Origin of the sequence: Streptomyces sp. NPDC004667, assembly GCF_040609475.1 — a bacterium.
Taxonomy (GTDB): domain Bacteria; phylum Actinomycetota; class Actinomycetes; order Streptomycetales; family Streptomycetaceae; genus Streptomyces.
This window is the reverse complement of sequence record NZ_JBEXKC010000093.1, coordinates 1-25289: the sequence shown is the minus strand read 5'-3', so window position 1 is coordinate 25289 and position 25289 is coordinate 1. Positions and strand designations below refer to the sequence as shown.

Annotated in this window: 28 protein-coding genes; 11 read left to right on the top strand and 17 right to left on the bottom strand. The window is 71.3% G+C overall.

Annotation, left to right across the window (positions count from 1 at the left end):
- Window positions 1-309: 309 nt before the first annotated feature.
- Together ABZW32_RS33470 and ABZW32_RS33465 are read left to right on the top strand one after the other, a co-directional pair.
- On the top strand, window positions 310-1215 hold the full coding sequence (locus ABZW32_RS33470; protein WP_356223374.1) for a class I SAM-dependent methyltransferase: 906 nt from the start codon (window positions 310-312) through the stop codon (window positions 1213-1215).
- 116 nt (window positions 1216-1331) lie between these two features.
- A complete protein-coding gene (locus ABZW32_RS33465) occupies window positions 1332-1775 on the top strand; it encodes a transcriptional repressor (protein ID WP_356223371.1) in 444 nt (147 codons plus the stop codon).
- 20 nt (window positions 1776-1795) lie between these two features.
- Here ABZW32_RS33465 and ABZW32_RS33460 read toward each other — a convergent pair whose 3' ends face one another.
- Window positions 1796-2338 (bottom strand): hypothetical protein, encoded by a 543-nt coding sequence (locus ABZW32_RS33460; protein WP_356223368.1) that lies wholly within the window; start codon window positions 2336-2338, stop codon window positions 1796-1798.
- 274 nt (window positions 2339-2612) lie between these two features.
- Here ABZW32_RS33460 and ABZW32_RS33455 point away from each other — a divergent pair, with 274 nt between their 5' ends.
- Complete coding sequence (locus tag ABZW32_RS33455) at window positions 2613-3665, top strand: helix-turn-helix transcriptional regulator (RefSeq protein WP_356223366.1); 1053 nt, start codon at window positions 2613-2615, stop codon at window positions 3663-3665.
- A 134-nt stretch (window positions 3666-3799) separates the two neighbouring features.
- Here the strand turns inward: ABZW32_RS33455 and ABZW32_RS33450 are convergent, their stop codons facing one another.
- The 3 genes from ABZW32_RS33450 to ABZW32_RS33440 form a co-directional block, all read right to left on the bottom strand.
- A complete protein-coding gene (locus ABZW32_RS33450) occupies window positions 3800-3925 on the bottom strand; it encodes a hypothetical protein (RefSeq protein WP_356223363.1) in 126 nt (41 codons plus the stop codon).
- Window positions 3926-4123: 198 nt separating this feature from the next.
- Window positions 4124-5440, bottom strand: a complete 1317-nt coding sequence (mshA, locus tag ABZW32_RS33445) for a D-inositol-3-phosphate glycosyltransferase (RefSeq protein WP_356223384.1) — start codon at window positions 5438-5440, stop codon at window positions 4124-4126.
- Window positions 5441-5600: 160 nt separating this feature from the next.
- Window positions 5601-7175, bottom strand: coding sequence for a class I tRNA ligase family protein (locus tag ABZW32_RS33440; RefSeq protein ID WP_356223360.1), 1575 nt, complete (start codon window positions 7173-7175; stop codon window positions 5601-5603).
- Window positions 7176-7502: 327 nt separating this feature from the next.
- Between ABZW32_RS33440 and ABZW32_RS33435 the strand changes: the two genes are divergently transcribed.
- The 3 genes from ABZW32_RS33435 (at window position 7503) to ABZW32_RS33425 (ending at window position 10723) form a co-directional block, all read left to right on the top strand.
- Entirely contained in the window at window positions 7503-8246 is a 744-nt protein-coding gene (locus ABZW32_RS33435; protein WP_356223358.1) for a PIG-L deacetylase family protein, read from the top strand.
- A 123-nt stretch (window positions 8247-8369) separates the two neighbouring features.
- Window positions 8370-9809, top strand: a complete 1440-nt coding sequence (locus ABZW32_RS33430) for an MFS transporter (RefSeq protein ID WP_356223355.1) — start codon at window positions 8370-8372, stop codon at window positions 9807-9809.
- 53 nt (window positions 9810-9862) lie between these two features.
- Window positions 9863-10723 carry a helix-turn-helix transcriptional regulator gene (locus ABZW32_RS33425; protein ID WP_356223352.1) on the top strand — a complete coding sequence of 287 codons (861 nt, stop codon included), beginning with the start codon at window positions 9863-9865 and terminating at the stop codon, window positions 10721-10723.
- A gap of 65 nt (window positions 10724-10788) precedes the next feature.
- On the opposite strand, the gene ABZW32_RS33420 is transcribed toward ABZW32_RS33425, so the two are convergent.
- From ABZW32_RS33420 to ABZW32_RS33375, 10 genes are read right to left on the bottom strand one after another with little or no spacing between them, the layout of a single operon-like run.
- Window positions 10789-11736, bottom strand: a complete 948-nt coding sequence (locus ABZW32_RS33420) for a 3-oxoacyl-[acyl-carrier-protein] synthase III C-terminal domain-containing protein (RefSeq protein ID WP_356223351.1) — start codon at window positions 11734-11736, stop codon at window positions 10789-10791.
- Between the two features lie 17 nt (window positions 11737-11753).
- Complete coding sequence (locus tag ABZW32_RS33415) at window positions 11754-12734, bottom strand: aldo/keto reductase (RefSeq protein WP_356223349.1); 981 nt, start codon at window positions 12732-12734, stop codon at window positions 11754-11756.
- A gap of 34 nt (window positions 12735-12768) precedes the next feature.
- The gene (locus ABZW32_RS33410) at window positions 12769-13332 is read right to left on the bottom strand and encodes a carboxymuconolactone decarboxylase family protein (RefSeq protein ID WP_356223346.1); all 564 of its coding nucleotides are present in this window, start codon (window positions 13330-13332) and stop codon (window positions 12769-12771) included.
- A gap of 35 nt (window positions 13333-13367) precedes the next feature.
- The gene (locus ABZW32_RS33405; RefSeq protein WP_356223343.1) at window positions 13368-14945 is read right to left on the bottom strand and encodes an FAD-dependent monooxygenase; all 1578 of its coding nucleotides are present in this window, start codon (window positions 14943-14945) and stop codon (window positions 13368-13370) included.
- Between the two features lie 2 nt (window positions 14946-14947).
- Window positions 14948-15241: a putative quinol monooxygenase gene (locus ABZW32_RS33400; protein ID WP_356223341.1), complete on the bottom strand. Its 294-nt coding sequence runs from the start codon at window positions 15239-15241 to the stop codon at window positions 14948-14950.
- On the bottom strand, window positions 15238-15948 hold the full coding sequence (locus tag ABZW32_RS33395) for a histidine phosphatase family protein (protein WP_356223339.1): 711 nt from the start codon (window positions 15946-15948) through the stop codon (window positions 15238-15240). The genes ABZW32_RS33400 and ABZW32_RS33395 overlap by 4 nt, the downstream gene beginning before the upstream one ends.
- A 22-nt stretch (window positions 15949-15970) precedes the next feature.
- Window positions 15971-16258 (bottom strand): acyl carrier protein, encoded by a 288-nt coding sequence (locus ABZW32_RS33390; RefSeq protein WP_356223336.1) that lies wholly within the window; start codon window positions 16256-16258, stop codon window positions 15971-15973.
- A gap of 60 nt (window positions 16259-16318) precedes the next feature.
- Window positions 16319-17320: a beta-ketoacyl-ACP synthase III gene (locus tag ABZW32_RS33385; protein ID WP_356223334.1), complete on the bottom strand. Its 1002-nt coding sequence runs from the start codon at window positions 17318-17320 to the stop codon at window positions 16319-16321.
- Window positions 17317-18339, bottom strand: a complete 1023-nt coding sequence (locus ABZW32_RS33380; RefSeq protein ID WP_356223331.1) for an AvrD family protein — start codon at window positions 18337-18339, stop codon at window positions 17317-17319. The genes ABZW32_RS33385 and ABZW32_RS33380 overlap by 4 nt, the downstream gene beginning before the upstream one ends.
- A complete protein-coding gene (locus tag ABZW32_RS33375) occupies window positions 18336-18800 on the bottom strand; it encodes a hotdog fold thioesterase (RefSeq protein WP_356223328.1) in 465 nt (154 codons plus the stop codon). The genes ABZW32_RS33380 and ABZW32_RS33375 overlap by 4 nt, the downstream gene beginning before the upstream one ends.
- Window positions 18801-19068: 268 nt before the next feature.
- Between ABZW32_RS33375 and ABZW32_RS33370 the strand changes: the two genes are divergently transcribed.
- The gene (locus tag ABZW32_RS33370) at window positions 19069-20046 is read left to right on the top strand and encodes an aldo/keto reductase (protein WP_356223326.1); all 978 of its coding nucleotides are present in this window, start codon (window positions 19069-19071) and stop codon (window positions 20044-20046) included.
- A gap of 46 nt (window positions 20047-20092) precedes the next feature.
- On the opposite strand, the gene ABZW32_RS33365 is transcribed toward ABZW32_RS33370, so the two are convergent.
- On the bottom strand, window positions 20093-20731 hold the full coding sequence (locus ABZW32_RS33365) for a helix-turn-helix transcriptional regulator (RefSeq protein WP_356223324.1): 639 nt from the start codon (window positions 20729-20731) through the stop codon (window positions 20093-20095).
- Between the two features lie 425 nt (window positions 20732-21156).
- Between ABZW32_RS33365 and ABZW32_RS33360 the strand changes: the two genes are divergently transcribed.
- The 4 genes from ABZW32_RS33360 (at window position 21157) to ABZW32_RS33345 (ending at window position 24504) form a co-directional block, all read left to right on the top strand.
- Complete coding sequence (locus ABZW32_RS33360; RefSeq protein ID WP_356223322.1) at window positions 21157-21636, top strand: hypothetical protein; 480 nt, start codon at window positions 21157-21159, stop codon at window positions 21634-21636.
- Window positions 21637-21725: 89 nt separating this feature from the next.
- Window positions 21726-22169: a hypothetical protein gene (locus ABZW32_RS33355; RefSeq protein ID WP_356223381.1), complete on the top strand. Its 444-nt coding sequence runs from the start codon at window positions 21726-21728 to the stop codon at window positions 22167-22169.
- Window positions 22154-23308 (top strand): MAB_1171c family putative transporter, encoded by a 1155-nt coding sequence (locus tag ABZW32_RS33350; RefSeq protein WP_356223319.1) that lies wholly within the window; start codon window positions 22154-22156, stop codon window positions 23306-23308. The genes ABZW32_RS33355 and ABZW32_RS33350 overlap by 16 nt, the downstream gene beginning before the upstream one ends.
- On the top strand, window positions 23305-24504 hold the full coding sequence (locus tag ABZW32_RS33345; RefSeq protein ID WP_356223318.1) for an amidohydrolase family protein: 1200 nt from the start codon (window positions 23305-23307) through the stop codon (window positions 24502-24504). The genes ABZW32_RS33350 and ABZW32_RS33345 overlap by 4 nt, the downstream gene beginning before the upstream one ends.
- On the opposite strand, the gene ABZW32_RS33340 is transcribed toward ABZW32_RS33345, so the two are convergent.
- Window positions 24495-25163: a maleylpyruvate isomerase family mycothiol-dependent enzyme gene (locus tag ABZW32_RS33340; protein WP_356223316.1), complete on the bottom strand. Its 669-nt coding sequence runs from the start codon at window positions 25161-25163 to the stop codon at window positions 24495-24497. The two genes, ABZW32_RS33345 and ABZW32_RS33340, sit on opposite strands and share 10 nt — an antisense overlap.
- Window positions 25164-25168: 5 nt before the next feature.
- Window positions 25169-25289: adenosylhomocysteinase (locus ABZW32_RS33335; RefSeq protein ID WP_356223378.1), on the bottom strand; the 121-nt coding region annotated here is incomplete at its 5' end.

Genomic DNA, 25289 nt, shown 5'->3' with positions numbered 1-25289 from the left:
CCGGCAGTGGTCGGCGGACCTGATGGCCGTGCCGATGATGAGCGGGGAGCCGCGGCAGCGGTACGCGCGGGCGGTCGCCGCCGTGCACAGTCTGGGCCCCGCCGCGTGCCCGTCGCCCTGCCCCGCCGCGCCCCTCGCTCCGCCCCCCCGCCCGGACCGTGGCAGATCCACGCCATCGCGTGTTCACGCAGCCCTTCGCTCTGGCCCGAGTCCCGTGTCACAGGACAGGATTTCACCAGCGGCGCGGTCCCCGGCGGCACGGGAGCCCCGCCCCCGGACCGCCGGACCGAGCGAGCCCCTGGAGGAGCGATGCACACCACGAGCGGCACTTCCCTGCCCGTCAGGCCGGTCGCGCCCGCCGCGTTCGCACCGGCCCCGCCGTCCGGACGCACGGCCACACCCGCGATCACGCACCCGGCCGCACTCGCGGGCACCGCGGCCGACTTCCCGCCCGGCCTGGAATCGGTCGCGCCGGCCGACGAGGACGCCGCCTGGCTGCACGACGCGCTGCTCGGCCCGCACAGCGCGGACGTCGTCGGCTACCTGCGCCTCGCGCGGCACTGCGGCGGCCCGGTCCTGGACCTGGGCTCCGGCGCCGGAAGGCTGGCGGTGCCGCTGGCCCGCCAGGGGTTCCGCGTAGAGGCCGTGGACCGGGACGCCGCCTGCCTGGAGCGGCTGCGGGCCTGGGGGGCGCGGATCGGGCCGCAGGTGTCGCGGCTGCTGGTCACCACCCGGGCCGAGCTGGCGGACCTGAGGCTGCGGCGCACGTACCGGCTGGCCCTGCTGGCCGGGACGATGGTCTCGGCCGTGGCCCCCGGCGCCCGCCCCGGGCTGCTGCGCGAGATCGCCGCGCACCTGGAGCCGGGAGGCGTGCTCGCCCTCGACTACACGGCGCACCGGATGCGGGACCTGGCGCGGGAGCCCCGGCGCGCGTACGCGTTCCAGGTGCCCCGGTTCGACGGGGTCGAGGAGTGGGCCGCGGCCCGGCAGGTCTTCGACCTGGACGGCATGAGCGAGCACGTCACCTACCACTGCGTGCGCACCGGCAAGCTGAGTACGCAGCGGACGGTGCGCAGCACCCGCAAGTGGATCGTCGACCCGGAGCGGCTCGACGCCGAACTGCGGGCGGCGGGGCTGCGCGTGGAACGCAGGCGGCGCCACCGCCTCGACGAGCGGACCGAGAGCGTCCTCCTCGTCTGCCGCGCCGACGGCTGACCGGCCCGGCACCGCCCCACACCCCCTTCCCTCCCCCGCCGCCCGCTCCGGGAGGACGGGCAAGAGGTACGATGCCTCCAAAGGTTTGATCGGACCAGATGGCGGAGAGTGGCCGAGTGGGGGCTGTCGTGCAGGAGCCGAGCGGACGCGAGGCGGTGATCCAGCGCCTGCGCGACGTGGGCCTGCGCGTCACGGGACCGCGCCTCGAAGTGCTCCAGGTCCTGGCGGCGGGCGGCCACATGGACGTCGAGTCGATCACGGCCGCCGCCCGCGAACGGCTCGGCACGCTGACCAGCCAGGCGGTCTACGAGATGCTGCGCCACTTCCTGGAGACCGGTCTGGCGACGAAGTTCGACCGCCCCGCACTGCCCGCCGTCTTCGAGATCGCGGGGCCGCCCCATCAGCACGCGCTGTGCGTGCGCTGCGGCCGGGTGGAGAACGTCGCGGCCGAGGTGCCCGAGCCGACCGGCCCCGCGCTGCGCTCCTGGCGGATGGGCGAGGGCGCGGAGATCATCTTCAGGGGGCTGTGCCCCGACTGCCTCCGGGCCGAAGAGGACTAGGCCTCACTCCGGCCTCCCCGTCACGCCTCGTTGGCGGCGGAGTGGGAGGCCGCGCGGTAGCAGCGGGAGTAGACGGAGAAGTCGAGCGCCGCCTTCCCTCCCAGGGGGGCCGCGCGGGCGGAGACCGTGACCGTGAAGTGTTCCTGCTCGTTCCTGGCCTGCATCTCGGAACTGCGCTCCTGGAACTCGACCTTCCAGCCGCTCTCGGCCAGCGCCTTCCGCAGGTTCCTCATGCCGGTGTCGACCTGCCCGTAGGTCAGGCCGCCCACCGACCAGGGGTGTTGCACGGAGAACAGGTCGTCGCCGTACTCGTCGCAGACGGTGGTGCGCATGCCGGGCTCCTCGACCTCGCCCGTGATTCCGGCCATCTTCAGCAGGCGGTCGGAGACCTCCCTCGCCTTCCTGTGCGCCGGGCCGGGGTCCATCCGTTCCGGGGTGTAGGACAGTTCCATGATGTTCGAGCACCCCACGGACAGCGCCAGCAGCACCGCGTAGCCGACCGTGGCGACACGCCCCGGACGACACCACCGGCTGGAGCGTCTTCTTTCCCCGATGTCCCGCATCGTCCCCGCCTCTCCGGGCAGAACACCGATGCCCCGCCCGCCCCCTGGTCATCCCTGGCCCCGACCGTACCCCTGACGGCTCGGGCGCCGGCGCTCACCCCCGGCCGGCCGAGCGGGCGGAGGAAGGCCCGTACGGAGGCGGCGGACGACGAGGTGCGCACTCCAGAGGGCCCCTGTGACCCCCGTCACATCCGAAACGCGGGGGCACGGGCCCTCCCCCCGGCATGTGCCAAAGTGTGACTGTCGATTCGTAAGAAGAGGGGGTCGCTTCGCGATGGCAACGGGCGACGGCAGGGACGGCATCCAGTCCGCCGACAGGGTGCTGGCGCTCTATCAGGAGCTGCGCCTGCGCGGGGTGTCCAACCTCTCCGAGGTCTTCCGGGAGCTCGGCCTGGCGCCCGAGGAGTCCGAGAAGTGGCGCGCGGAGCTCGCCTCCCTCGGCCTGATCGTACCGACGGGCACCACCCACGCCACCCGCGACGACCTCCAGTCGGACGCCTGGGAGCCGGGCCCCGACGCGGTCGCCGTCGTCGATCCGGAGATCGCCCTGCTGCGGATGCTCCAGGGCGAGCGCGAGCGGCTGCGCGAGCACCTGGACCAGTCCGACCGCGCGTACGGCGCGCTGGAGACGCTGGTCGGACGGTTCCTGCGCCCCGGATCGCTGAACGGTTCGGAGGTCGAGGTGGAGATCCTCGACGACTACGGGCGGATCCAGCAGGTGCTGGAGGACATCACGGACGTCATCCGGCACGATCTGACGTCCATGCACGTGACGGCCCTGGTCCGCGAGGTCGCGGACCGGGTGCTCAGCCGCGACCGCCGGCAGATCGACAACGGGGTGCGCATCCGCGCCATTTACCACCAGCGGATCACCACTTCCCCGGAGGCGGTGGAGATGCTGCGGCGCCGCGTCGAGGCCGGTGTCGAGATCAGGCTGTCGCCCGCCGTCCCGATGAACATGATCATCGCGGACCAGCAGTTCGCCGTGCTGCCCGTACACCCCGACGACCGCGCGGCCGGTGCGATCCTGGCCCGCGGCCCCGCGCTGGTCCGCTCCTACCTGGCGCTGTACGAGCACTGCTGGCACGCCGCGACCCCGTACGGCGACGACGTCGCACCGGAACTCGGTGGCGACGGACTCTCCGAGCAGCAGCGGGCCGCGCTGAAAATGCTCGCCTCCGGCATGAAGGACGAGAAGGTCGCCCGCAATCTGGGGGTTTCCCTGCGGACGGTGAGCCGCATGCTGTCCGAACTGATGCAGGAAATGGGCGCGTCGAGCCGCTTCGAGGCCGGCGTGCGCGCGCAGCGGCTCGGCTGGCTCGACTGACCCGAAATACCGCCGCAATACTCCGCGACACCCAGGCGGCCGGGGAACGGCCGCGGCGCGGGGCCGGAGAACGGAAAAGGCCCCGCAGTCGCCCGGGGGCGATCACGAGGCTTCGCCGTGCGGCGACGGGACCGTCAGTCCCAGCCGTTGTCGGCGGTCCGGACCGCCGACACGGCGGTGACCGCCGCGGTACAGCGGGGACGGGCGGTGACCGCGGGGCGGGCGGTGGCGGGCGTTCCGGTGGCGTGCGCAGCGGACATGATTTCCTCCAGGAATTCAGAACGTCAATTCCGTCTCCGGGGATCCGTGCCGCCGGTATTCCTTCGAAGACATCTCCATTGTCCTACGGAATCCACGGCCGGGCCGGATTCCTGTAGCGCCTCTGAGGCGGAACTGAAGTCCGGGGCACCGCCATTCCGGGCGGAGTTCATACAGACGTTACGCCTGCATACCTTTGGTCACCCCAAAAGAGCTGTTAGGGTGGGCTTCCGGCCTTCTCGGCCCTCCAGGAGAGAGGCGCCGGCGAGGCAGGAGCGTGCCGCCGCTCCTGCCTCACCCGTATCCGACCCCGTCCGCTCCTCGCGCAGCACGTCCCGGTACACCTCCAGGGTCCGGGCCGCCGCGGCCCGCCAGCTCATCGCCCGCGCGTGCCGCACGGCCGCCTCCCCCATCGCGGCGCCCGCCGCCGGGTGTCCGGCGAACCAGCGCAGCCAACGGGCGTACTCCACCGGGTCGTTGCCGTGCACCAGCACGCCCGTCACCCGGTCCCGCACCGCGGTCGGCAGTCCGCCGACCGCCGAGGCCAGGACCGGGGTGCCGCACGCCTGCGCCTCCAGCGCGACCAGCCCGAACGACTCGCTGCGGGAGGGCACCAGCAGGACGTCGGCCGCCCGGTACCAGTCGGCCAACTCGCCCTGGGGGACGGGTGGGTGGTGCCGCAGGACGTCCGACACCCCCAGTTCCCGGGCCAGTTCCCAGGCGTCACCGCGCGGCCCGGAGCCCGAGTTCCCGCCCACCACCGGGACGACGGTCCGCTCGCGCAGCCCCGGTGCGTCCGCCAGGAGCCGGGCGATCGCGCGCACCATCACGTCGGGCCCCTTGAGGGGCTGGATGCGGCCCGCGTACAGCGGGACGAACGCGTCGGCGGGCAGACCGAGCCGGGCCCGCGCCGCGGCCCGGCCCCGGCCGGGGCCGAACGTGCGCAGGTCGACGCCCGGCCGGACGATCTCGGTACGGCGGGCCTCCGCCCCGTACGACTCCCGCAGTGCCCGCGCCTCCTCGCCCGTGTTCGCGATCAGCCGGTCGGCGGAGCCGACCACCTGGTGCTCGCCGCGCACGCGCAGCTCCGGCTCGGGGGTGTCGCCATCGGCGAGGGCCGCGTTCTTGACCCGGGCCAGGGTGTGCGCGGTGTGCACGAGCGGGATCCGCCAGCCGGCGGCGGCGATGCGGCCCGCCTGGCCGGAGAGCCAGTAGTGCGAGTGGATCAGGTCGTAGCGCCGGCGCTCCTTGAGCAGCGCCAGCGAGAACGGCACCACGAGGGCGGGCATGTCCTCCTTGGCCAGGGCCGCGCGCGGTCCCGCCTCCAGGTGGCGTACCCGGACCCCGGGGGCGAGGAGGTCCCCGGGCGGGCGGGCCTCGCCCCGGCAGCGGGTGAACAGGTCCACCTCGACGCCCTGTTCGGCGAGGGCGCGGGAGAGCTGGACCATGTAGACGTTCATCCCGCCCGCGTCCCCGGTGCCGGGCTGGTGCAGCGGCGAGGTGTGGACGCTGAGCATGGCGACGCGCAAGGACACGTGGGGCTCCTACGGGGAAGGGCCACGTGCGCCCGGCGCCGCCGGGCGACCGGCGCGCGGTCACGCGGCGAAGGAGGGTTTCTGTCGTCGTGCAGTCGTGCAGTCGTACCGGGCCGGGCCCAGCCCTCGGGCCCGGAGCCGGTCAGAAGCCGAACACCGGCCCCGAGGGCGGGGCCAGCCGGGTGCCCGGCGCGGGCGGGGCGAGCACCTCGGCGCGGACCGGGCCTCCGGCTTCCGTACGCAGGGCTGCGGCGAGCCGGTCCGCACCCTCCGGCATCACCGGGCGGGCCCAGGCGCCGAGGGCGCGGGCCACGGCCAACTGGGCCGCGAGCACCGGCAGGTGCCGGCCGTCGGCGGTGGGGCGGTGCGCCTCGTGCGCGTTGACGTGCCCGAAGTCGGACACCGACCGCACCATCTCGTCGAGCAGCGCGACCGCCCTGCGGGGGTCGAAGGCCTCCGGCGAGTAGGCCTCGCGCAGGTCTTCCAGCCCGCGCAGCAGCCTGCGCTCCAGCACCTCCCATCCGGTGCCACCGGGCAGCGCCTCCGGGACCCGTCCGGAGCTCTGCTCGCGCACGGCGGCGAACAGCCGGGACAGCCAGCTGTTCCAGCTCTCGTCCAGCTCGCGGCGGGCGGCGGCGAGCCGGTCCGGGTCGAAGGCGGTGCGGCGGCCCAGCGGCCGGGCCTGCAGGACGTGCCGGCGCAGGGTGTCCGACCCGTACTCGGTGATCAGGTCCAGCGCCCAGGCCTTCTGGCCGGTGCCCCAGACCAGCGCCTCGTCCTCGATGACGTACGCCTCGTTCACGCAGAAGTGCTGCGGCAGCTTCACGCCCCGGGCGAACAGCAGGACCGGCAGCAGGACGGCGTGGCAGAAGGCGTGGCCGAAGCCGCAGAAATGGATGGCCCGCTCGGGCAGCGGACGTTCGCCGTGGCCGAAGAGGTGCATCGCGGCGGCCTCGAAGCAGCCGTCGATGCGGTGTTCGGGGAATCCGTCCACCGGGACGGGCAGCCCCCACTCGGCGGGGTGCGCCACCGCGATGTCCGGCAGTCCGTCCTCGACGAGCGACTCGCACAGGGCGGCCAGGCGCGGCGGCAGCCCGGTGGCGGCCCAGTACTCGGCGAGGGCCTCGCGGTGCGGCTCCAGCGGGATGTACAGGCGGCGGCAGCGCCTGGGCACGGCCGCGGTGCCGCACTGGGCGCAGTGCGGCCCCAACAGGTCCCCGCCGTCGTTGGGGCGGGCGCACTCGTGGCACATGCCGCCGTCGCTGACGGCCGCGCAGTGCGGGCAGGAGCCGGTGACGTGCGCTCCGTGGAGGAAGCGCCCGCAGGGTTCGCACCAGGGCGTCAGGCGGGTGCGGGCGGCGATGACCCCGTCCGCGTACAGCCGCCGGAAGAGGTCGCCCAGCCAGCGCGCGTAACCCCGGTCCTGGCGCGGGCGGACGATGTGGTCGAACTCGACGCCCGAGCGCAGCCAGTCCGCCGTGATCGCGGCGCGGTACCCCTCGGCGACCTCCTCCGGCTTGCGCCCAGCGCGGAGCGCCCGGACGTGGACGGAGCTGGTGTGATCGGCCGTGCCGGTGGTGAACAGGACGGGTTCGCCCTCGGCCCTGAGGTACCGGGACAGCACGTCCGCCGCGACGTACGGTCCGGCGAGGTGGCCGACGTGCAGTTCGCCGTGGGTGGCCGGCGGGGTCGCGGTGATCCAGACGGGGGTGCTCATGGGACCTCCTTGACGCTGTGGAGCGAAGTACGCAGCGAGGCTCGGAACGGAAGGGGCGTGACCCCTCCCCGCTCCGCACGGCGCGCAAGGGGGCGGCGGGAGCGGAGGAGAGCGGGGTGCCCACCTCAGAGTGACAGAGAAACGAACCGCACGGTCTGGTATTGGCTTGCGCGTTCACGCCGTTGCGCGGACACGCCAGGCGGACGGCCGGCCGGGCGGGTGGCCGGGCGGGCCCCGCCGGACCGGCGTTGGCGTACTCGTGACATGACGCCTGTACGCCAAAGGGGCCGCCTTGCGGCCCGCGGCCGCGCCCAACAGGCTGACGGCATGGAACACTTCGCGACCGATCGCATAGACCGCAGCGCCCCCGAATCCCTGCTGGTCGTGGCCGCGCACCCGGACGACATCGAGTTCTGCGTGAGCGGGACGGTCATGCGGTGGATCGCGCAGGGCACCACCCGCGTCACGTACTGCATCGTCACGGACGGCGGCGCCGGCGGGTACGACGAGCAGCTCCCCCGCCAGGCCATGGGCGACCTGCGCCGCGCCGAGCAGGTGCATTCGGCCAGGCGCAGCGGCGTCGACGACGTCCGCTTCCTCGGCTACCCCGACAGCTACGTGGAGGCCGGCGTGGAACTGCGCCGCGACCTGTGCCGGGTGATCCGGCAGGTCCGCCCGCAGCGTGCCGTCATCCCGAGCCCGGAGATCAACTGGTCCCGCATCGCCGACCTGCACCCCGACCACCGGGCGGTGGGCGACGCCGCCCTGCGGGCGATCTACCCGGAGGCGCGCAATCCGTTCGCGCACCCGTCGCTCCTCAAGGAGGAGGGCCTGGAGCCGTGGATCGTGCCGGAGCTGTGGCTGATGACGGGTCCGACGCCCAATCAGTACATCGACGTCACGCCCGTCTTCGACCGCAAGGTGGAGGCGCTGCGCATCCACACCTCGCAGACCGCGCACTTCGACGACCTCGCGGGACTCCTGCGGGAATGGCTGGGCGAGCACGCACGGGCGGCGGGGCTTCCCCCGGGCCGGATGGCGGAGGCCTTCCAGGTCGTGCGGATCGACTGAGGTCCGCGCCGGAACGCGCGGGCGCGGGCCGGTGGCGAAGGTGGCACTGCCGGTGACAGTCTCCGCAGGAGTGCCATCGGAAGGGATCTGGCTGGGGCGGGTCGGGCCGCCGAGGCTGGGGGCATGACAACCGCTGATACCTCCACAACCGCAGCAGCCGCGCCGCCGGCCGGTGCCCGCATGACCGGGCGGCAAGTCGCCGCCCTGGTGGTGCTCCTGGCATCGCAGTTCATGATGGCCGCGGACTTCTCCGTGCTGAACGTCGCACTGCCCGAGGTCGGAGTGTCCCTCGGGTTCTCGACGGGGAGCCTGCAGTGGATCACCACGACGTTCGCCCTGTGCGCCGCCGGATGCACCCTCGTCTTCGGCCGCGTCGGCGACTACCTGGGGCGTCGGCGCATCTTCACCGCCGGAATGGTCGTCCTGGCCGTCTCCTCGCTCGTCGGCGGCATCGCCGACTCGGCCGCGATGCTGCTGGTCGCCCGTACCCTCCAGGGTCTGGCCACCGCGGCCGTCACGCCCGCCGCGCTCGCCCTGCTCACCACGGCCTTCACCGAGCCCGCTCTGCGGACCCGGGCGCTGGGCCTCAACAGCGTGATGATGAGCTCCGGGTTCAGCGTCGGCGCGATCCTCGGCGGCTTCCTCACGGACGTGTTCTCCTGGCGCTGGGCCTTCTTCGTCAACATCCCCGTGGCCATTGCGGCGATCGTCGTCGTGCCGTTCGTCGTCGACGAGAGCCGGGCCGCGCAGCGCAGCCGCATCGACCTGCCGGGCGCGCTGCTGATCACCCTGGGCCTGTTCGCCGGGATCTACGGTGTCACCCGTGTCGGCGAGGAAGGCCTGGACCTGGCGGCGGGCGCCGCGCTGATCGCCGCCGCCGTCCTGCTGGGCGTCTTCTGGGCCGTGGAGAGCCGGACCGCCGACGCCCTGGTCCCGGTGAAGGTCCTGAGGAAACCCGCCATCGCCTTCGGCAACGTGGCGGCCCTGTTCATCTTCGGCGGCGAGACCGCACTGATCTTCTTCACCGGTCTGTACGTCCAGAACGTGCTCGGCCTGTCGCCCCTGGTCGCCGGCCTGGTGCTGCTCGGCATCGGAGTCGGCCAGATCATCGCGGGCATCGTCGGCCCGCGCCTCCTCCAGCGCGTCTCGCCGCGCACGATGCTCGGCGTGTCCCTGGCCCTCCAGGGCGCGTTCATGCTGCCGGCGCTGTGGGCGACCTCGGACTCGCGCTGGCTGGTCCCGCTGATCGTCACCCAGTTCGTGAACGCCTTCTTCTCCATGATGGCGGCCCTGTGCTTCATGGTCATCGCCACCTCGTCCGTCGACGCCGACGAACAGGGCATGGCGACCGGGCTGGCCACCCAGAGCCAGCAGGTCGGCATCGCGATCGGCATTCCGCTGTTGAGCGCGGCGTTCACCACCGTCGTCGGGCGGGGCACCGTGACCACCGACGAGGAACTCACCGGCATCCACGTGGCCATCGGCGTGGCCGGCGTCTCCCAGTTCGCCGTCGGCCTGCTCCTGTGGCTGGTACTGCGCAGGAAGTCCGGCAGTCCGCAGTGACCACGGGGGGCCGATCTGGCGCCGATGCCGTTCGGCACTTCATACTGAGAAGGGTGGAAGAGATCGTGAACACGGACCTCGGCAGCTACCTGCGGCAGATGCGCGAGCGCGTCCGGCCCGAACAGATGGGGCTGCGCACCAGCAACTCCCGGCGCGTTCCCGGACTGCGCCGCGAGGAAGTGGCCGCGCTGGCGGGTGTGAGTCAGACCTATTACACCCGCCTCGAGCAGTCACAGACCGCGCACGCCTCCCCGCAGGTCCTGCTCTCCATCGCCCGCGCACTGGATCTCAGCACCGACGAGCAGGACTACCTGCTCAAGATCGGCACACCGGTCCAGAACCCTCAGCGGCAGACGCCCCGTGACGACCAGCTCAACCCCAGCACCAGGATGCTGCTGTCCTCACTCGGCAACGTGGCGGCGGCCGTGTTGAACTACCGGTGCGACATCCTGGCCTGGAACTCCCCGTACCACAGACTGTTCGCACCGCACCTCGAATTCGGCCTCCCCGAGGACGCCGACCGGCGCCCCAACATCATCAAGATGAACTTCCTCGACGACAACGTCCGGGCCCTGTACGCGGACTGGGCCGCCGAGTCGGAGTCGAACGTGACGTATCTGCGCTTCATCGCCGGAAATCACCGGCACGATCCGCGACTCGCCGAGCTGATCGGTGAACTGACCATCCAGAACGAGGAATTCGCGGAACTCTGGTGCCGTCAGCGGGTGGCGAACTGCATCGAGGGCACTAAGCTCTTCGACCATCCGGTGGTGGGCGAGCTGGAGTTGATGTACCAGTCCGCCGACCTCCAGGACGGCAACATCCTGAAGTTCTACCACGCCGAGCCCGACTCACCGCACGAGGTGGCACTGCGGCTCCTGACGGTGGACCTGGACTCCGTTCACCGGCGTTGAAGGGCAACGGACACAAGGCCCCCGGTCCGTGCGGACCGGGGGCCTTCCGTCTGCCAAGCGGGCGGCTACGTCCGGCGGATCGCCGTCACCCCCCAGGTGAACCCGGACCCCGCCGTCGCCACGACCACCAGGTCGCCGGAGGCGATCCGGCCGTCCCGTTCCAGTTCCTCCAGGGCCAGGAACGGGTCCGCGCCCCCGAGGTGGCCGTCGAGGTCGTACTGGAAGACACTGCGGGAGGCGTCGACGCCCAGCGCGGACAGGTACTTGCGGTGGGTGTCCTGGTTGCCGTGCGTCACCAGGAAGTACGCCACATCGGCCGCCTCGTGGCCGATGTCCGCGAGCACCTTGCCCGTCAGGGCGGTGAAGTTGTCGAGGAACGCCTCGCCGAGGCCGTCGAGCTTCTCGCCCCGCTCGACCTTGACCTGGCCGTCCTTGATCTCGCCGTAGTACGCGTCCACCCACTGGGGGTCGGTGTGGTGGGCGGCGCCGAGCACCTCGTACGCGGCATCGGCCGAGACCAGCACCGCGGCCGCGCCGTCCGCGAAGTTGAACAGCTCGATGTACCCGGTGCCGTACTCGACGAGCTGGCTCAGCCGGTCCGAGATGATCACCAGCGCGTACTTGTGCGTGCCCGCCCGCACCTGGTCGTCCGCCATCTTCACGGCCACCATGCCCGCGTTGCAGAAGTTGGAGACCTCGAAGCAATGCGCCTGCTCGATCCCCAGCTCCAGTGCGATCTTGGCCGCGGGCGACCAGAACGGCGTACCCCATTCACTGGAGCCCGCGTACAGGACGAGACCGATCTCGTCGAGCGGCACCGCGTTCCTGGCCAGGAGCCTGGCGGCAGCCTCCCGGCCCAGCCCCCAGGAGCTCTCGCCCTCGGCCAGTACCGAGAACTTTCCCGAGGGCAGGACCTGCCCCAGCTTCTCCACGCTGTAACCGGACTCCCGGCTCACGTCGTGGACACTCAGCTTTCCGCTCGGCATCGCCAGAGCGAAGTCGGTTATTCCCACGATTCCTCCACCTCCTGTCAGACGTATTCCACGACGGCGTGCGGCACATAGGGCGCCTCGAGCCGGGCCAGTTCGGTGTCGTCGAGCACCGCGCCGAGGGCGGCCACCGCGTCTTCGAGGTGGTGGGGCCTGGTCGCGCCGACGACGGGTGCGGTGACCGCCGGCTGGTGCAGTACCCAGGCGAGCGCCACTTGGGCCATCGGCAGGCCGCGTTCGGCGGCGATCTCGGCGACCACCCGGGCGACCGCGCGATCCGCCTGCCCGGTCGGGCCGTAGAAGCGGTCCTGGACCGGGTCGCCCGCGGTACGGGGCGAGGTGGCGTCCCAGTTCCGGGTGAGCCTCCCGCGGGCCAGCGGACTCCACGGGGTGACGCCGACGCCCTCCGCGAGGCAGTACGGCAGCATCTCGCGCTCTTCCTCGCGGTTGACGAGGTTGTAGTGGTTCTGCATGCTCACGAACCGGGTCCACCCGTGCAGGTCGGCGACGTACTGCGCCTTGACGAACTGCCAGGTGTGCATGGACGAGGCCCCGATGTAGCGGACCTTGCCCGAGCGGACCACGTCGTGGAGCGCCTCCATCGTCTCCTCCACCGGGGTTTCGTGGTCCCAGCGGTGAATGATGTAGAGGTCGATGTAGTCGGTGTCCAACCGGCGCAGGCTGGCGTCGAGTTCGCGCATGATGGCCGAGCGCGACAATCCGCCGGAGAGCGGAGAGGCGGTCAGCCTCTCGTACACCTTGGTGGCGATGACGACTTCCTCGCGGCGCGTCAGTTTCCGTATCGCGCGGCCGAGGAACTCCTCGCTCGTACCCAGCGAGTAGACGTTGGCGGTGTCGAAGAAGTTGATGCCGAGGTCCAGCGCCTGGGCGATGAACGGGAGGCTCTCCTCCTCGGGCAGCGACCAGGGATGGGTACCGAGTCCGGGCTCGCCGTAGCTCATGCATCCCAGCGCCAGTCGTGACACCTTCAGGCCGGACGAGCCCAGCCGGACGTACTGCAACGTTCTTCCTCTCGGATCGGGCTGCCTGCGGGGTTCAGCTCTTGACCTCGTCCTGGACCTCGGTCAGCCGGCCCCAGGAGGCGATGCCCTCGTCGAGCGGGACGTCCAGGCTGGCCAGGTACATGGCGGTCATGGCGCTGTGCCCCGCGAGGTGGGTGATCTCGGCGATCTCGTTCTGCGAGTAGTGCTCGCGCAGGGCTGCGAAGGCCTCCTCGCTCGCCCGGTGGTCGACCATGCAGTCGGTGACGTAGCGGACCAGGGCGGCGCGGGCGGGCGGCAGTTCGTCGTAGAGGCCGTCCTCGATCGCCTTGATCTCGGTATCGTCCAGGCCGGCCTTCTTCGCGAGCGGGTAGTGCAGCAGGCGCTCGAACTCGCTGTCGCGCAGCCGGGCCACGCGCAGCACGACCACCTCGCGGTCCAGCAGGCTCAGCAGGCCGACGGTGAAGGTGCCACCGAGCGCGAGGTGGGCGGCGGCCGAGTTCTTGGTCAGCAGCAGTGCGCGGGTCAGGTTGGACTGGAACTTCTCGTACACCGAGCGCTGCTCGGGCGTCATGTCGGCGACTTCGGTGAGGGTGACACGGGGGGTGGCGGTACTCATGACCGGCTCCTTCGGGTTGGTTCTGGAACAGGGGTTCAGACGGACTGCCCGGCGGGTCGCGGGGCGGCCGGGTGTGGGATCAGGTGCCGGGACAGTGCCCGGTCGACCGTGCGGACGGCGGCGGCGGGGGCGAGGCCGTCCAGAGGGACGAGGCTGTCGAGGTGGCCGTCGGGCCGGACGACCAAGGCGTGTGCCTCGCGGGGGAGCTTGCTCAGCAGCGGGCCGGGCGGGCGGCCGCCCAGGTCGCGGACGGCCGCTGCGGTGACCTGCTCGCGCAGCCGCTCGACGAGCCCGGTCCAGCGCTCGTACCGGTACCGCAGGCCGGGCCACAGCAGCACGGTGTAGCGGTCGACCGGGAGAACGGGCGCCGCGTTCGATTCGCGCCAGCCGAGCGGCAGGCGTTCGCCCGGCACCAGGGAGCGCGTTTTCGGCCGGGCACCGTAATGGGTGTCGAGCTGGGCCAGCTTGGGTGCGAGCACCTTCTCCAGCGTCCGGGTCGTGCTGCCCAAGCGGTAGACGGCGTCCCGGGCGAGGGTCTGGTGCCGGGCCGAGTACAGCCCGATCCGGGCCAGGCGGGTGGAGAGACCGGCGACCGCGTCGACGGCCGGCCTGCGCTCGGTGTCGTAGGTGTCCAGGAGGTCGGGGCGGTAGTCGCCGCGCACCACACCGGCCAGCTTCCAGCCCAGGTTGACCGCGTCCTGGATGCCGGTGTTCAGGCCCTGGGCGCCGGACGGGCTCATCGCGTGCGCCGAGTCGCCCACGAGGAAGACGCGGCCGCTGCCGTACGTACCGGCCGAGCGGACGTGCGCGGTGAAGACGCCGCTGAACTTCATCTCGCCGAGCTTGCGCGCCCCGGGGACGCGTTCGGCGAGCAGCGCCTCGAAGAAGGCGCGGTCGGGAGTGTCGCCCAGGTAGTCGTCGGGCACGCTCGCGCCGACCCGGAAGACCCCGTCGCCCAGGGGTGCCAGCACCATGTTCCCGGACCGGGTCAGGTAATACGCCGCCTCGCTGCTGGTCGTCTCGCCAAGGATCTCGGCATCGGTGATGGCCAGCCGGGTGCGCAGCGTACGGCCGGCGAACCGGAAGCCGAACACCTCGCGGACGGTGCTGTTGTAGCCGTCGGCGCCGACCACGTAGTCGTACGTACGGGTCTCCGGCTCCCCGGTGGGCAATTGGAGCCGGCACTCGACCCCGTCCGGACGCTGCGCGCCGTCGACGAACGCGGTGTCGTAGTCGATCGTCCCGCCGAGCGCGGTCAGGTGTTCTTCGAGGATCTCCTCGGTGCGCCACTGCGGGAGGGTGATGGCGAAGGGATAGCCGACGCCCCGCAGGCGGTCGAACCGGATCCGGCCGATCATCTTCTTCTGGGAGTAGTAGTTCATCTGGTCGAAGTAATGACCGCTCTCGACCAGTTTCCGGCCCACGCCGACGCGGTCCAGAAGTTCCAGGACGCGGGGCCACAGGATCGTGGCGCGCGAGTGCGGGCTCTGCCTGCGGAGCTTGGAGATGACGTCGGCCCGGACCCCGTGCGCCAGCAGCTCGCAGGCGAGGACCATCCCGACGGGACCGCCACCGACGATCAGGACGCGCGGCTGCTGCGTGTCGCCCACCATGGTCAGGCGTCGAGGGGGCGCAGGCGGAGCACGTACGGCGGACGGACGTAGGCGCCGTCGACCTTCGCGAGGAAGTCCGTGACGTACCCCTCCTTCATGTGCAGGTCGATGGCCTCCTGGTGGGCCCACTCCTCGACCAGCACGATCACGTTCTCGTGCTCCTCGGACAGGCAGGCGTCGAACCGGAGCGCGCCGGCCTCCCGCCGGGTGGCGGCGCACAGCTCCTTGAAGGCCGCCACGGTGTCCGGCAGCCGGCCCGGTAGGACGTCGAAGAGGACGGTGATCTCGATGCTCATGTGCGCTTCACTTCCTTGGAGTTGATGTCGTCGGCGATCAGGTCGTCGAGGTCGACGAAGTGCGGGGGGTGCGCGGAGGCGGGTGGGTCCTCGCACGCGTGCGGGGCGACGTTCCACCGGCGCAGAGCGGCGCGCGGACGGCCCCCTGGTGTCCACGCGGTGTCCAGGCAGGCGGCGGCGCAGGTGCCGACCAGGACGTCGGGTGCGGCGACGGCGTCGGTCAAGGCCCGGGTCAGCAGGTTCAGCACTCCGCCGTGTGTGACGACCAGGACGGGGAGCGCTGCCGGGTCCCGGCCGGTCTCGGCGATGCCGGCGAGTGCGGCGGCGAAGCGGGAGCGCGCGGCGCGGCCCGACTCGCCGCCCGGCGGGGCGTAGCCGGGGTCGGTGAGCAGCCGCCGCATCGTGTGCGGGTGCCGCCGGGCGAATTCGGCGCGGTCCTGGCCGTCCAGGGCGCCCAGGTCTCGCTCGCGAAGCCCGTCGACGCGCAGGTGGGGGACGCCGAGCCGGCCCGCCGCGTATGCGGCGGTCTGGGCGGCTCGGGCCAGCGGTGAGGAGTACACCGCCGTCCACCTGCCCGGCCGCAGTGAGCGGGCGACCACCTGAGCCTGCCGTACCCCGGTGTCGTTCAGGGGTACGTCGGCCTGTGCCTGGAACCTGTCGGCGGCGTTGCGGTCGGTTTCTCCGTGACGGAGCAGGACGATGTGCACGACGTCAGCCGGTGCCGGACGCTCAGGCGGCGGCCGGGCCGGAGGCGGCGGGGATTGGGGTGGGGGTGGGGGTGGGGGCAGCGAGGCCCTCGACCGCCCGGGCGGCCTCGTCGATGGTCTGCTGTGCGCGCAGCACGCCCTCGTCGATGGAGATGCCGAGCCGATTCTCCAGGATCAGCGACATCTCCAGCAGGGCCAGGGAGTCCACTGAGAGCTCCTCGAAGTGGGTGCCCTGGGACACCTCCTCCGCGGGTATCTCGAACTTGCCGGTGAGAATCTCGATGATCATCGTGGTCACGGAACCGGTCATGGGTCACCTCAACTGTTCGTGGGAAAGGGATGTTCTGGCGGTCGTGCTCTCGCGGCCGGCTCAGTCGACCGGCAGGTCGGGCCAGGTCAGGGTGGCCGAGCCCCAGGTCGCGCCGCCGCCGAAGGCCGTCAGCAGCACCCGGTCGCCCGCCTTCAGCCCGCCGTCGGCCACGCCGTCGGCGAGGGCGAGGGGGATGGAGGCCGCAGAGGTGTTGCCGACGCGGTCGATGTTCAGCACGGCACGCTCCGGGGGCAGTCCGAGCTGTTCGGCGACGGCGTGCAGGATGCGGGTGTTCGCCTGGTGGCCCACGAGCCGGTCGACGTCGGAGACCTCCCAGCCGGTACGTTCCAGCACCGTGCGCGAGGATCCGGTCATACGGCGCACCGCCGCGAAGAAGACGGACTTCCCCTCCATGCGGAAGTACCGGTCCTCCTCTCGCGGTGCCCCTCCTCGGGACCGCTCCTCGGCACCTCCGCCGCGGACCGTGATCAGGTCGGCCATCGAGCCGTCACTGCCCAGGTGCACGTCCAGCACGGCGCCGGGATCGTCGTGCTCGCCGGTCCGCAACAGCACCGCGCCGGCCCCGTCGCCGAAGATGACGGAGGTGGTGCGGTCTCCGGGGTCCAGGATGGTGCTGAACGACTCGGCGCCGATCACCAGCACCCGTTCGGCGAATCCCGAGGTGATGGCGGCCGTGCCGGCCTGGAGCGCGTAGACGAAGCCGGAGCACACGGCCGCCACGTCGTACGCGGGGACGTCGGTCAGGCCGATGCGCGTGGCGACGCTCGGCGCGGTGGCCGGGCAGGGGCGGTCGGGTGTGGTGGTGGCGACGATCACCAGGTCGGCGCCGTCCGCACCGGCGTTCTTCAGCGCCCGCAGTCCGGCCTCGACGGCCAGGTCGCCGGTGGTCATGCCGGGGTCGACGACATGGCGTTGCGCGATGCCGGTCCGGGTGCGGATCCAGGTGTCGGAGGTGTCCAGGCGCTGGGCGAGTTCGTCGTTCGTCACCACGCGCGGGGGTACGAAGCCGCCCACGCCGGCGATCACTGCCGCTCGGGTCATGCCGTCGGGTGTCCTTCCGGAAGCCGGTGGGCCACCGCGGACCGCACCTGAATGCCCGCGAGTTCGGCCACGACGTCCAGCGTGCGCCAGGTAGCGCCGCCCATGCGCAGCAGACCGGGGTCGTCCAGCCGGGTGGTCACCGCGATGCCCTCCGCCGGACGGTCCGGGCGCGAGGCGGTCAGCGTGGTCTGACGCATCCACAGGGTGTTGCTGTCCTGGCGGCGCATGCCGTCGAGGTCGTAGAGCATGACCTGGGCGAGCTGAAGGGCCGTCACGAAGGCGTCGATCACGGACACCGACGGCTGGTACGCGCCTTCGAACCCCGCGGTGGGCACGCTCGCCCCGTCTTCGTGGACCACGGTCAGCGTGGCATCGGCCCGCAGCTTCCGGTGGTCGACGTCCACGTCGCGGACGTGCTGCCGCCGCGTGGTGAACCCGGTGCCGAAGTAGCGGTCCGCCGCCGGGCCGAGGAGTGCGTCCAGTCCGGGAAGCGTGCGCTCCTCCTCAAGGGCGCGGTCCGGGGTGCCTGCGTGGGCGTGCTCGACTTCGCACCGCACCCGCATGCTGCCCACGGCACAGTCCACCAAGGACACGGCGCGCCCGGGGTTCCCGGGGACCGGGTCGGTGCGGCGCAGTGTCGCCCCGGCCGGCAGGCTGACGAGTTCCTCCTGGGGACGGGCTCCGGCCGTCAGCCGCACCTTGCGCAGCCAGGCGTCGCGCAGGCCCGAGCCGGTGCCGCCGAGGCAGGCCTCGGCCAGCTGAGCGGCGACGACGATCCCGTCGACGGTGCTGAAGTGCGGGCGCAGATCGGTGCCCGCCGCCTTCCTCGACCAGTCGGCCGGGTAGCGGACCCCCACCTCGGAACGCGCCAGGACGGCTCCGTCCGCGCTGCGGGCGAGGTGTACCTCGCCGATGTCATAGGCGACCCGGCGGAAGCCGCGGCCGAAGAAGCGCTGCTCGGCCGGGCCCAGCTGGTCATCCACGGACTCCAGCACGGTCCGTGCTGAACTCGGGGTCATCGGTTCTCCGTTCGTCGGGGTTGTTCCGGCGCGGTCCGCCGGGCGGGTGCCGTGCGCAGGCCGGTCCGGTGGCCGCCGCGCCGAATGGCGCAGGTGAGCCGAGCCGTGCAGGTGCGGTGTCCGGAGCCGTCGCTGACGACGATTTCGTACGAGGCCACTGACTGCCGTTCGTCGAGCGGCCGGCAGACTCCGGTGACGGTCCCCGAGGAGACCCAGCGGTGGTGGGTACAGGAAAGGTCGACCCCCACCGCGTTGCCGCCGGGGCCCGCATGGAGGAAGGCGGCGACGGAACCGAGCGTCTCCGCGAACACCGCGTTCGCGCCGCCGTGCAGAATTCCCACTGGCTGGCGATTTCCGACGACGGGCATGGTTCCCACCACGAGCCCCGGTTCGCAGGTGATGATTTCAATGCCCATGCGCCGGGTGAGTTGTTCGTTTACGTATGCGCCATCGACCTTCATGGGCCCAAGCCTCATGTTCGGCATTCCGATCTCCGTTTTCCTCGGCCTGCGCCGGCTGGCCAATTCGAGTCAAACACGTCGATGCGATGACCGATAGGCGCGTGGCCTGTTGCTGCCATTGCGGCCCGTATTCCCGGAGAAGCGTAAAAGTGTTCGCTGGCAGTTACCTGCCAGAAACCTGGGAATGCCGGGGTGCACCTGCCCAGCCGGCCTTCCCTCTCATAGAGTTGAGCGCCTTGGGACCGAACAGGAAAGGAGTGGGGGCACAGTGCATCACGTTTCGCTCGGCGGCCTCGATGTCTCACGCATCGGTCTGGGCGCCATGACGATGTCCGACTACTACACGGGGGCACGCAGCGACGAGAAAGAGGCCGTCCGCACCATCAGGAGGGCGCTGGACCTCGGCGTCGGGTTCCTGGACACCGCCGAGATCTACGGCCCGTTCGTCAACGAGGAACTCGTCGGCCGTGCCGTCGCCGGGCGCCGCGACGAGGTCGTGATCGCCACCAAGTTCGGTCTCGTCTCGCACGCCGGCGCTGGGCTCAACGTCCTCGACAGCTCACCGGCCAATGTGCGCGCCGCGGTCGAGGGCTCGCTCCGCCGGCTGGGCACGGACCACATCGATCTCCTCTACCAGCACCGCGTCGACCCGGGGACGCCGATCGAGGACACGGTGGGGGCGCTGGGCGAGCTGGTGCGGGAGGGCAAGGTCCGGCACATCGGGCTGTCCGAGGCCGGTGCGGACACCATCCGGCGCGCCCACGCGGTCCACCCGGTGGCGGCGGTGCAGACGGAGTACTCGCTGTGGTCCCGGCAGCCCGCCGAGTCGCTCCTTCCGGTCCTCCGTGAACTGGGCGTCGGGCTGGTCGCGTACTCGCCGCTGGGCCGCGGGTTCCTCACCGGGGCGATCCGTTCCACGAAGGATCTCGACGCGGACGACTTCCGGCTGTCCACTCCCCGGTTCGCCGAGGACAACTTCGCGCGGAACCTCCGGATCGTCGACGAGGTGGCGTCCGTCGCCGAGGACGCCGGTGCCACGCCCGCCCAGATCGCACTGGCCTGGCTGCTGGCGCAGGGCGACGACATCGTCCCCATCCCCGGCACCAAGCGCGTGTCCCGCATCGAGGAGAACGCCGCTGCGGACGCCGTGTCCCTGACTCCCGGGCAGCTCGCCCTCCTCGCCACCCTCACGCCGCCGAGTGGTGAGCGTTACGCCGAACAGGACCTGGCCCGGACGGGATTGTAGGCAGGCCGCACGGGGCGGGGGCCGCTCAGCGAACTCCGCTCCGCCGTCAGATCCACTGCCGTCGAGCCGCTTCCGCCCCCGCCTGGAAGCGGCTCTGGGCTCCCATCCGGGTCATCACGCCCGCGATGGTACGGCGGATGGTACGGACCGACAGCCCGGTGCGCCGTGAGATGCCTTCGTCGGTCAGCCCTTCGGCGAGCAGCACCAGGGCCTCCTGCTCCCGCTCGTCCAGCGGCTCGCGCTCCGCCGGTGCGGCGGGCCCGGACCCGCCGGAACGCGCCCACACCTGGTCGAAGAGCGCCCGGTGGACGCCCACCAGGGTCCGCCCGCGCAACAGCGTCGCGCCGGCGCCCTCCATACCGGGGTCCGACTGGACGATCGCGAAGTCCCGGTCGGCGACGGCCATCCACACCGGAAGGTACGGCAGCTCCCTCATCCGGGCCCCCGACGCGGCGATGCGCCGGGTGCCTTCGGCGTAGGCGCGATCACGGCTGGCGTCCGTGACGTGCAGGACCCTCACCTGTGCTCCGCGGTGCACCAATTCCGCGCTCAGCTGCGCCGCCGGCTGGAGCACTCCCTGGTCGTACGGCTTTCCGGGCAGCGCGAGGCGCAACTCCCTGACGGTACGGCGGCGCAGCGCGTCCAGCAGGGTCACGAGGGCTTCGGAGCCGGTCAGCGGTTGCACGGCCGGCCGGACGGTTTCCGGCTCCGGTAATAATTGACTCTTCACGTCACTACTCCGCGGTGAAAGCGATGGCAATTCGAGCCTGATTGCGCGTCCGATGGCGCATGGGCAAGCTGCGCAGCTCGTGCGGATTCAGCTCCGGCGAGTACGCGGTACGAGCCTGTCTTCTGCCTGGAACGGCCACGGAATCCGTCGTGCGATGCGGACCCCTCCTCATCCATGAGCAAGGGGGTACGTGCCTGCGGCGACGCCATCGGCCATCGCGCCCTCTCCACACCCACGATCGCTCCCCCATTGGCGATGTGTCTAAAATATTGGCACCAAGACCACTTGAGGTCAACTGGATACGGACCAGGTTCCAATCGGCGACACAACTTGGCCGATCTGTCACCCTGAGGGCTCGGGATCGGACCGATACTGGGAGCATGACCATGGCGGCAGGCAGCAGCGAGGAACAACAGCGGTCACTGGCCGAGCGGCTGAACGCCCTGTTCGCGCTCACGCGCTGGTCCGACTCCGCCGGTCGGCAGCGGGAATACTCGACCGCCGAAGTGGCCAAGGCGGTCACCTCCGACCCCTCGCACGGGGCGAACCTGTCCCGGAGCTACCTGTCGATGCTGCGCAACGGGTCTCACACCAACCCGACGTTGAACATATTGGAGGGCATCGCCAAGTTCTTCGACGACCACCGCCCCCCGGGAACACCGCCGATCACAGTGCAGACGCTGGTCGCCCAGGAGGACCCCGAGGAAGAGCTGCTGCGACAGCGGCTCGCCGATCACCAGGTACGGGCGATCGCAATGAGGGCGGGGGCCATGACGCCCGCCATGCGCAGGCAACTCCTCAAGATGATCGCGGTCTTCGACCAGGACGACGATCCCGGTCCGGGCGCCGGAGCGCAATGAGAAGGGACACTATGGTTGTACGTGAACGCGAGCTCCGCCGGAGGTGCATCCGGCTGCTGCGAAACCTCGACATCCAACCACCTTTGCAGGTGGACGACTTATGCCGCAAACTCGCCGAACGTCGTGGCAAGCCGATCCGGTTGATCCCCTGGGCCCTGCCGATCCCGGGGCCGTTCGGACTGTGGATGTCCCGGCCGAACGAAGAGGTCATCTTCTACCAGGAGGAAACCACCCGGGTTCACCAGGACCACATCATCCTGCACGAGGTCGGCCACATCCTCGCCGGGCACGAGGACGACGGTGACACGGGCGAGCCGTTGCCCAACCTCGGGCCCGACTTCCCCCAGGATCTGATCATCCGGGGTTTCCGGCGCACCTGCTATACCGAGGATTACGAACGCGAGGCCGAGCTGGTAGCGACGATCATCCAGGAATGGGCGATGATCATCGACTACGTCAGCCCCCGCACGCCCGAGGACCCGGACCTGGATCCGTTGCGTTCCGCGCTGAACCCCCGATGGGGATGGGCCTGATGTTCCAGATTCCGCTGATCATCCTGCTGGGATTCGGGGCACTGTGGAAGGGCACCGACCTCGCACGTGCTCCGCACGACCGGGTACTGCGCTTCCTCGTCGCCTCCCTGCTCCTGCTGACGGTCGGGGAAATCCTGAGCTTCCCCGAAGTCAACACCGCGATCGACCGGGCCACGGCCGCAGGAGTCGGCAAGGTGGTATTCAACCAGGTCTACCTGTCCGGCCTGTTCGCCCTCATCCTGGTCTTCGTCGCCGCCACGCCCGGACCGGAGGCCGACTACCGCAGACACCTGCGGATCAACGCCGGACTGCTCGCCGGCATCCTCATCATCCTGATCGCGCTCATGCTCGCCACACCCGCAGGGATGCGCGGCCATTCCCTGGGTACCCCGAACATGGCACAACCCCCCATCGCAGGCTTCTATTTCGTCGGCAACGCCTACTTCGTCCATGCCTACCTGACGTCCGGCCTGTGGGCCCTGCGCTATGCGCGCCGGGCGTCCCGCCACCTCGGGCTCGGCTTGCTCGCCATGGGCCTGGGGCTGCTCGGGCTGACGATCACGTCGGTCAACCGGGTGGTCCTGGTGACCCTGCGCATCGACGAACCCGGTTCCCACAAGGCGTTCAACACGCTGAACTGGTCACTCTCCGATTGGTCCATGGGCATCGTCCTCGTCGGAATCTGCTACGCGGGCGGCGTCCAACTCGTCACCCGCGTGCGCTCCGTCGTGCACCACCGCCGCATGTATCACGAGCTCGCCCCCCTCTGGAAGGCACTGACCGCCGCCTACCCCGAACTCGTCCTGAACCGGCCGCCGTCCGAGTCCGGATGGCGCAGTGTCCGCCGGAGCCGCACCCACGAGAGGCGGTTCTATCGCCGGCTCATCGAATGCCGTGACGGGCTGGTGCGCCTCAGCCCCTACCTGACGCGTGTGGCACCCGACGCCGATCTCGCCCGCGCCCCGGCCCGTCAACTCGCCCTGCACGTCGCCGAGGCGCTGGCCGTGAAGCCGCCGACCGAGTCCCCGCACACCGAATTGCCCGCCGCTCTCGTCGCCTCGCCCGCAGGCAGCGACCTGGGCGCCGACGCACGGCAGCTCATCGCCCTCTCCCATGCCCTCAGTGAAAGGACATCGTGAACAAGGTACTCATCACCGCAGACCGCGTCATCGTCGGCCCCTCGGACAAGGTGACCGTCGACGGCGCCGTGCTCGTCGACTCGGGCAAGGTCACCGCCGTCGGTGCAGCCTCCGATCTGGACGCGGCGGTCGATGCACGGGTGCCCCGGTTACGGTCTCCCGGGGCGACGGTGATGCCCGGAATGACCGACTGCCATGTCCACCTGGCCTTCGACGCGGGTCCGGACCCGATCGGTGCTGTGGTCAAGGCGGACCCGGGCGAGCTCTCCACCGCCATGGCGGACCGCGCCGCACAGATGCTGGCCGCCGGGGTGACGACCGTGAGGGATCTCGGTGACCGTGACGCACTGGCCGTGGCGTTGAGGGAGTCCATCGACTCCGGAGCCGAGGTCGGGCCACGCATCATCACCGCGACGGTACCGTTGACCTCACACGGGGGCCATTGCGGCTTCCTCGGCGGAGAAGTGAGCACGGACGACGACATCCGGGCCCAGATCGCCCGCAACGCGGCGGCGGGAGCTGATCTGATCAAGGTGATGGCCTCGGGTGGCGCCCTCACCCCCGGGGGCCCACGGATGTGGGAGGCACAATTCACACCGGCTCAACTGCGTCTGATCGTCGAAGAGGCAGAGCGCCACGGCCTGGGAGTGGCGGCGCACGCGCATGGATCGGCGACCATCGCCCACTGCGTTGCCGCCGGTGTGCGGACGCTTGAGCACTGTTCCTGGCGGACCGCGGAGGGCATCGTCCACGATCCCGCGGTCATCCGCCGCATGGTCGAAACCGACGTGGCTGTCTGCCGCTGTGTATCCGGGGACTGGCGGCTGTTCCTCGATCAGATGGGGCCGGAGCGCGCGAACGCGATGATCGAGGTCATCCTTGAGATGCGGGAGGCCGGTGTCCGGTTCATCGCCGGCACCGACGCGGGCGTGCCGGGAGCTCACTTCGGCGACTACGTCGGCATGCTCGAATTCTTCGCCTCGCTCGGTTTCACACATCCCGAGATCCTCGACATTGCCACCGTCAACGCGGCCCGCGCCCTCGGGCTGGCCGACACGGGCGTCCTGGCCCCCGGCAAGCGCGCCGACCTCATCGTCGTCGACGGCAACCCGCTGACCGAGCTGGACGCCCTCCGCCGGATCCGACACGTCTTCGTGGCAGGCCGCCCGGTGGCCCGCCCCGGTCCTCACCGGTAGATGAGCAGCTCCTGCTCGGTCGCGCCCGCCAGCGCGTAGCGCGTCGCGACCAGTGGGCGGCCCGAGTAGAGGCGGATCAGCGTCGTCGCGTCGCCGTCGAAGCGTCCGGCCGGTCGGCCGGGCACCTCGGCGCCGAGGACCAGCGGCCCCGTGTGGCCGTCGACGGCCGCGATCAGGCGGGGCGTGTCCCGCCTGCGGCTGGCGGTACGGAGCAGGGGCAGGGCGAGGGCGAGGCTGTGCCCGCCGTACGCCCCCGGCTCCCCCCACGCGTCACGGACGTCGCCCGCGTGGATCCACTCCCCCAGGGCCACCGTGTCCAGCGTGCCGTCGCCCGCGGCGATGGCCGGGCCGGCTTCCGTGAGCCCGCGTTCCAGCTCGTCCACGATCCGGCCCACCGGCCAGTCCGCCCGCTCGGCCACGTCGGCGGCGTTGGCGGCGGGGAGGAAGACGCCCTCCTCCAGCCGGCCCTCCACGATGCGTACGAGGGCGGCCGCGCAGTGGGCGAGGACCTCCCGGACCGTCCACCCCGGGCAGGCGGTGCGCAGCCCGTACGCGGCCTCCGGTGCGCGGCGCAGGAGTGGGACCAGCGCGTCCCGTTCGGTGCGCAGCAGGAGGTCCGGGAGCCAGGGGTCGCGTACTGCTTCGTCGACGCTGTCCATGGCCGTCAGTAGCGGTAGTGGTCGGGCTTGTACGGGCCCTCGACCTTGACGCCGATGTAGGCGGCCTGCTCCGGGCGCAGGGTGGTGAGCTTGACGCCCAGCGCGTCGAGGTGGAGGCGGGCGACC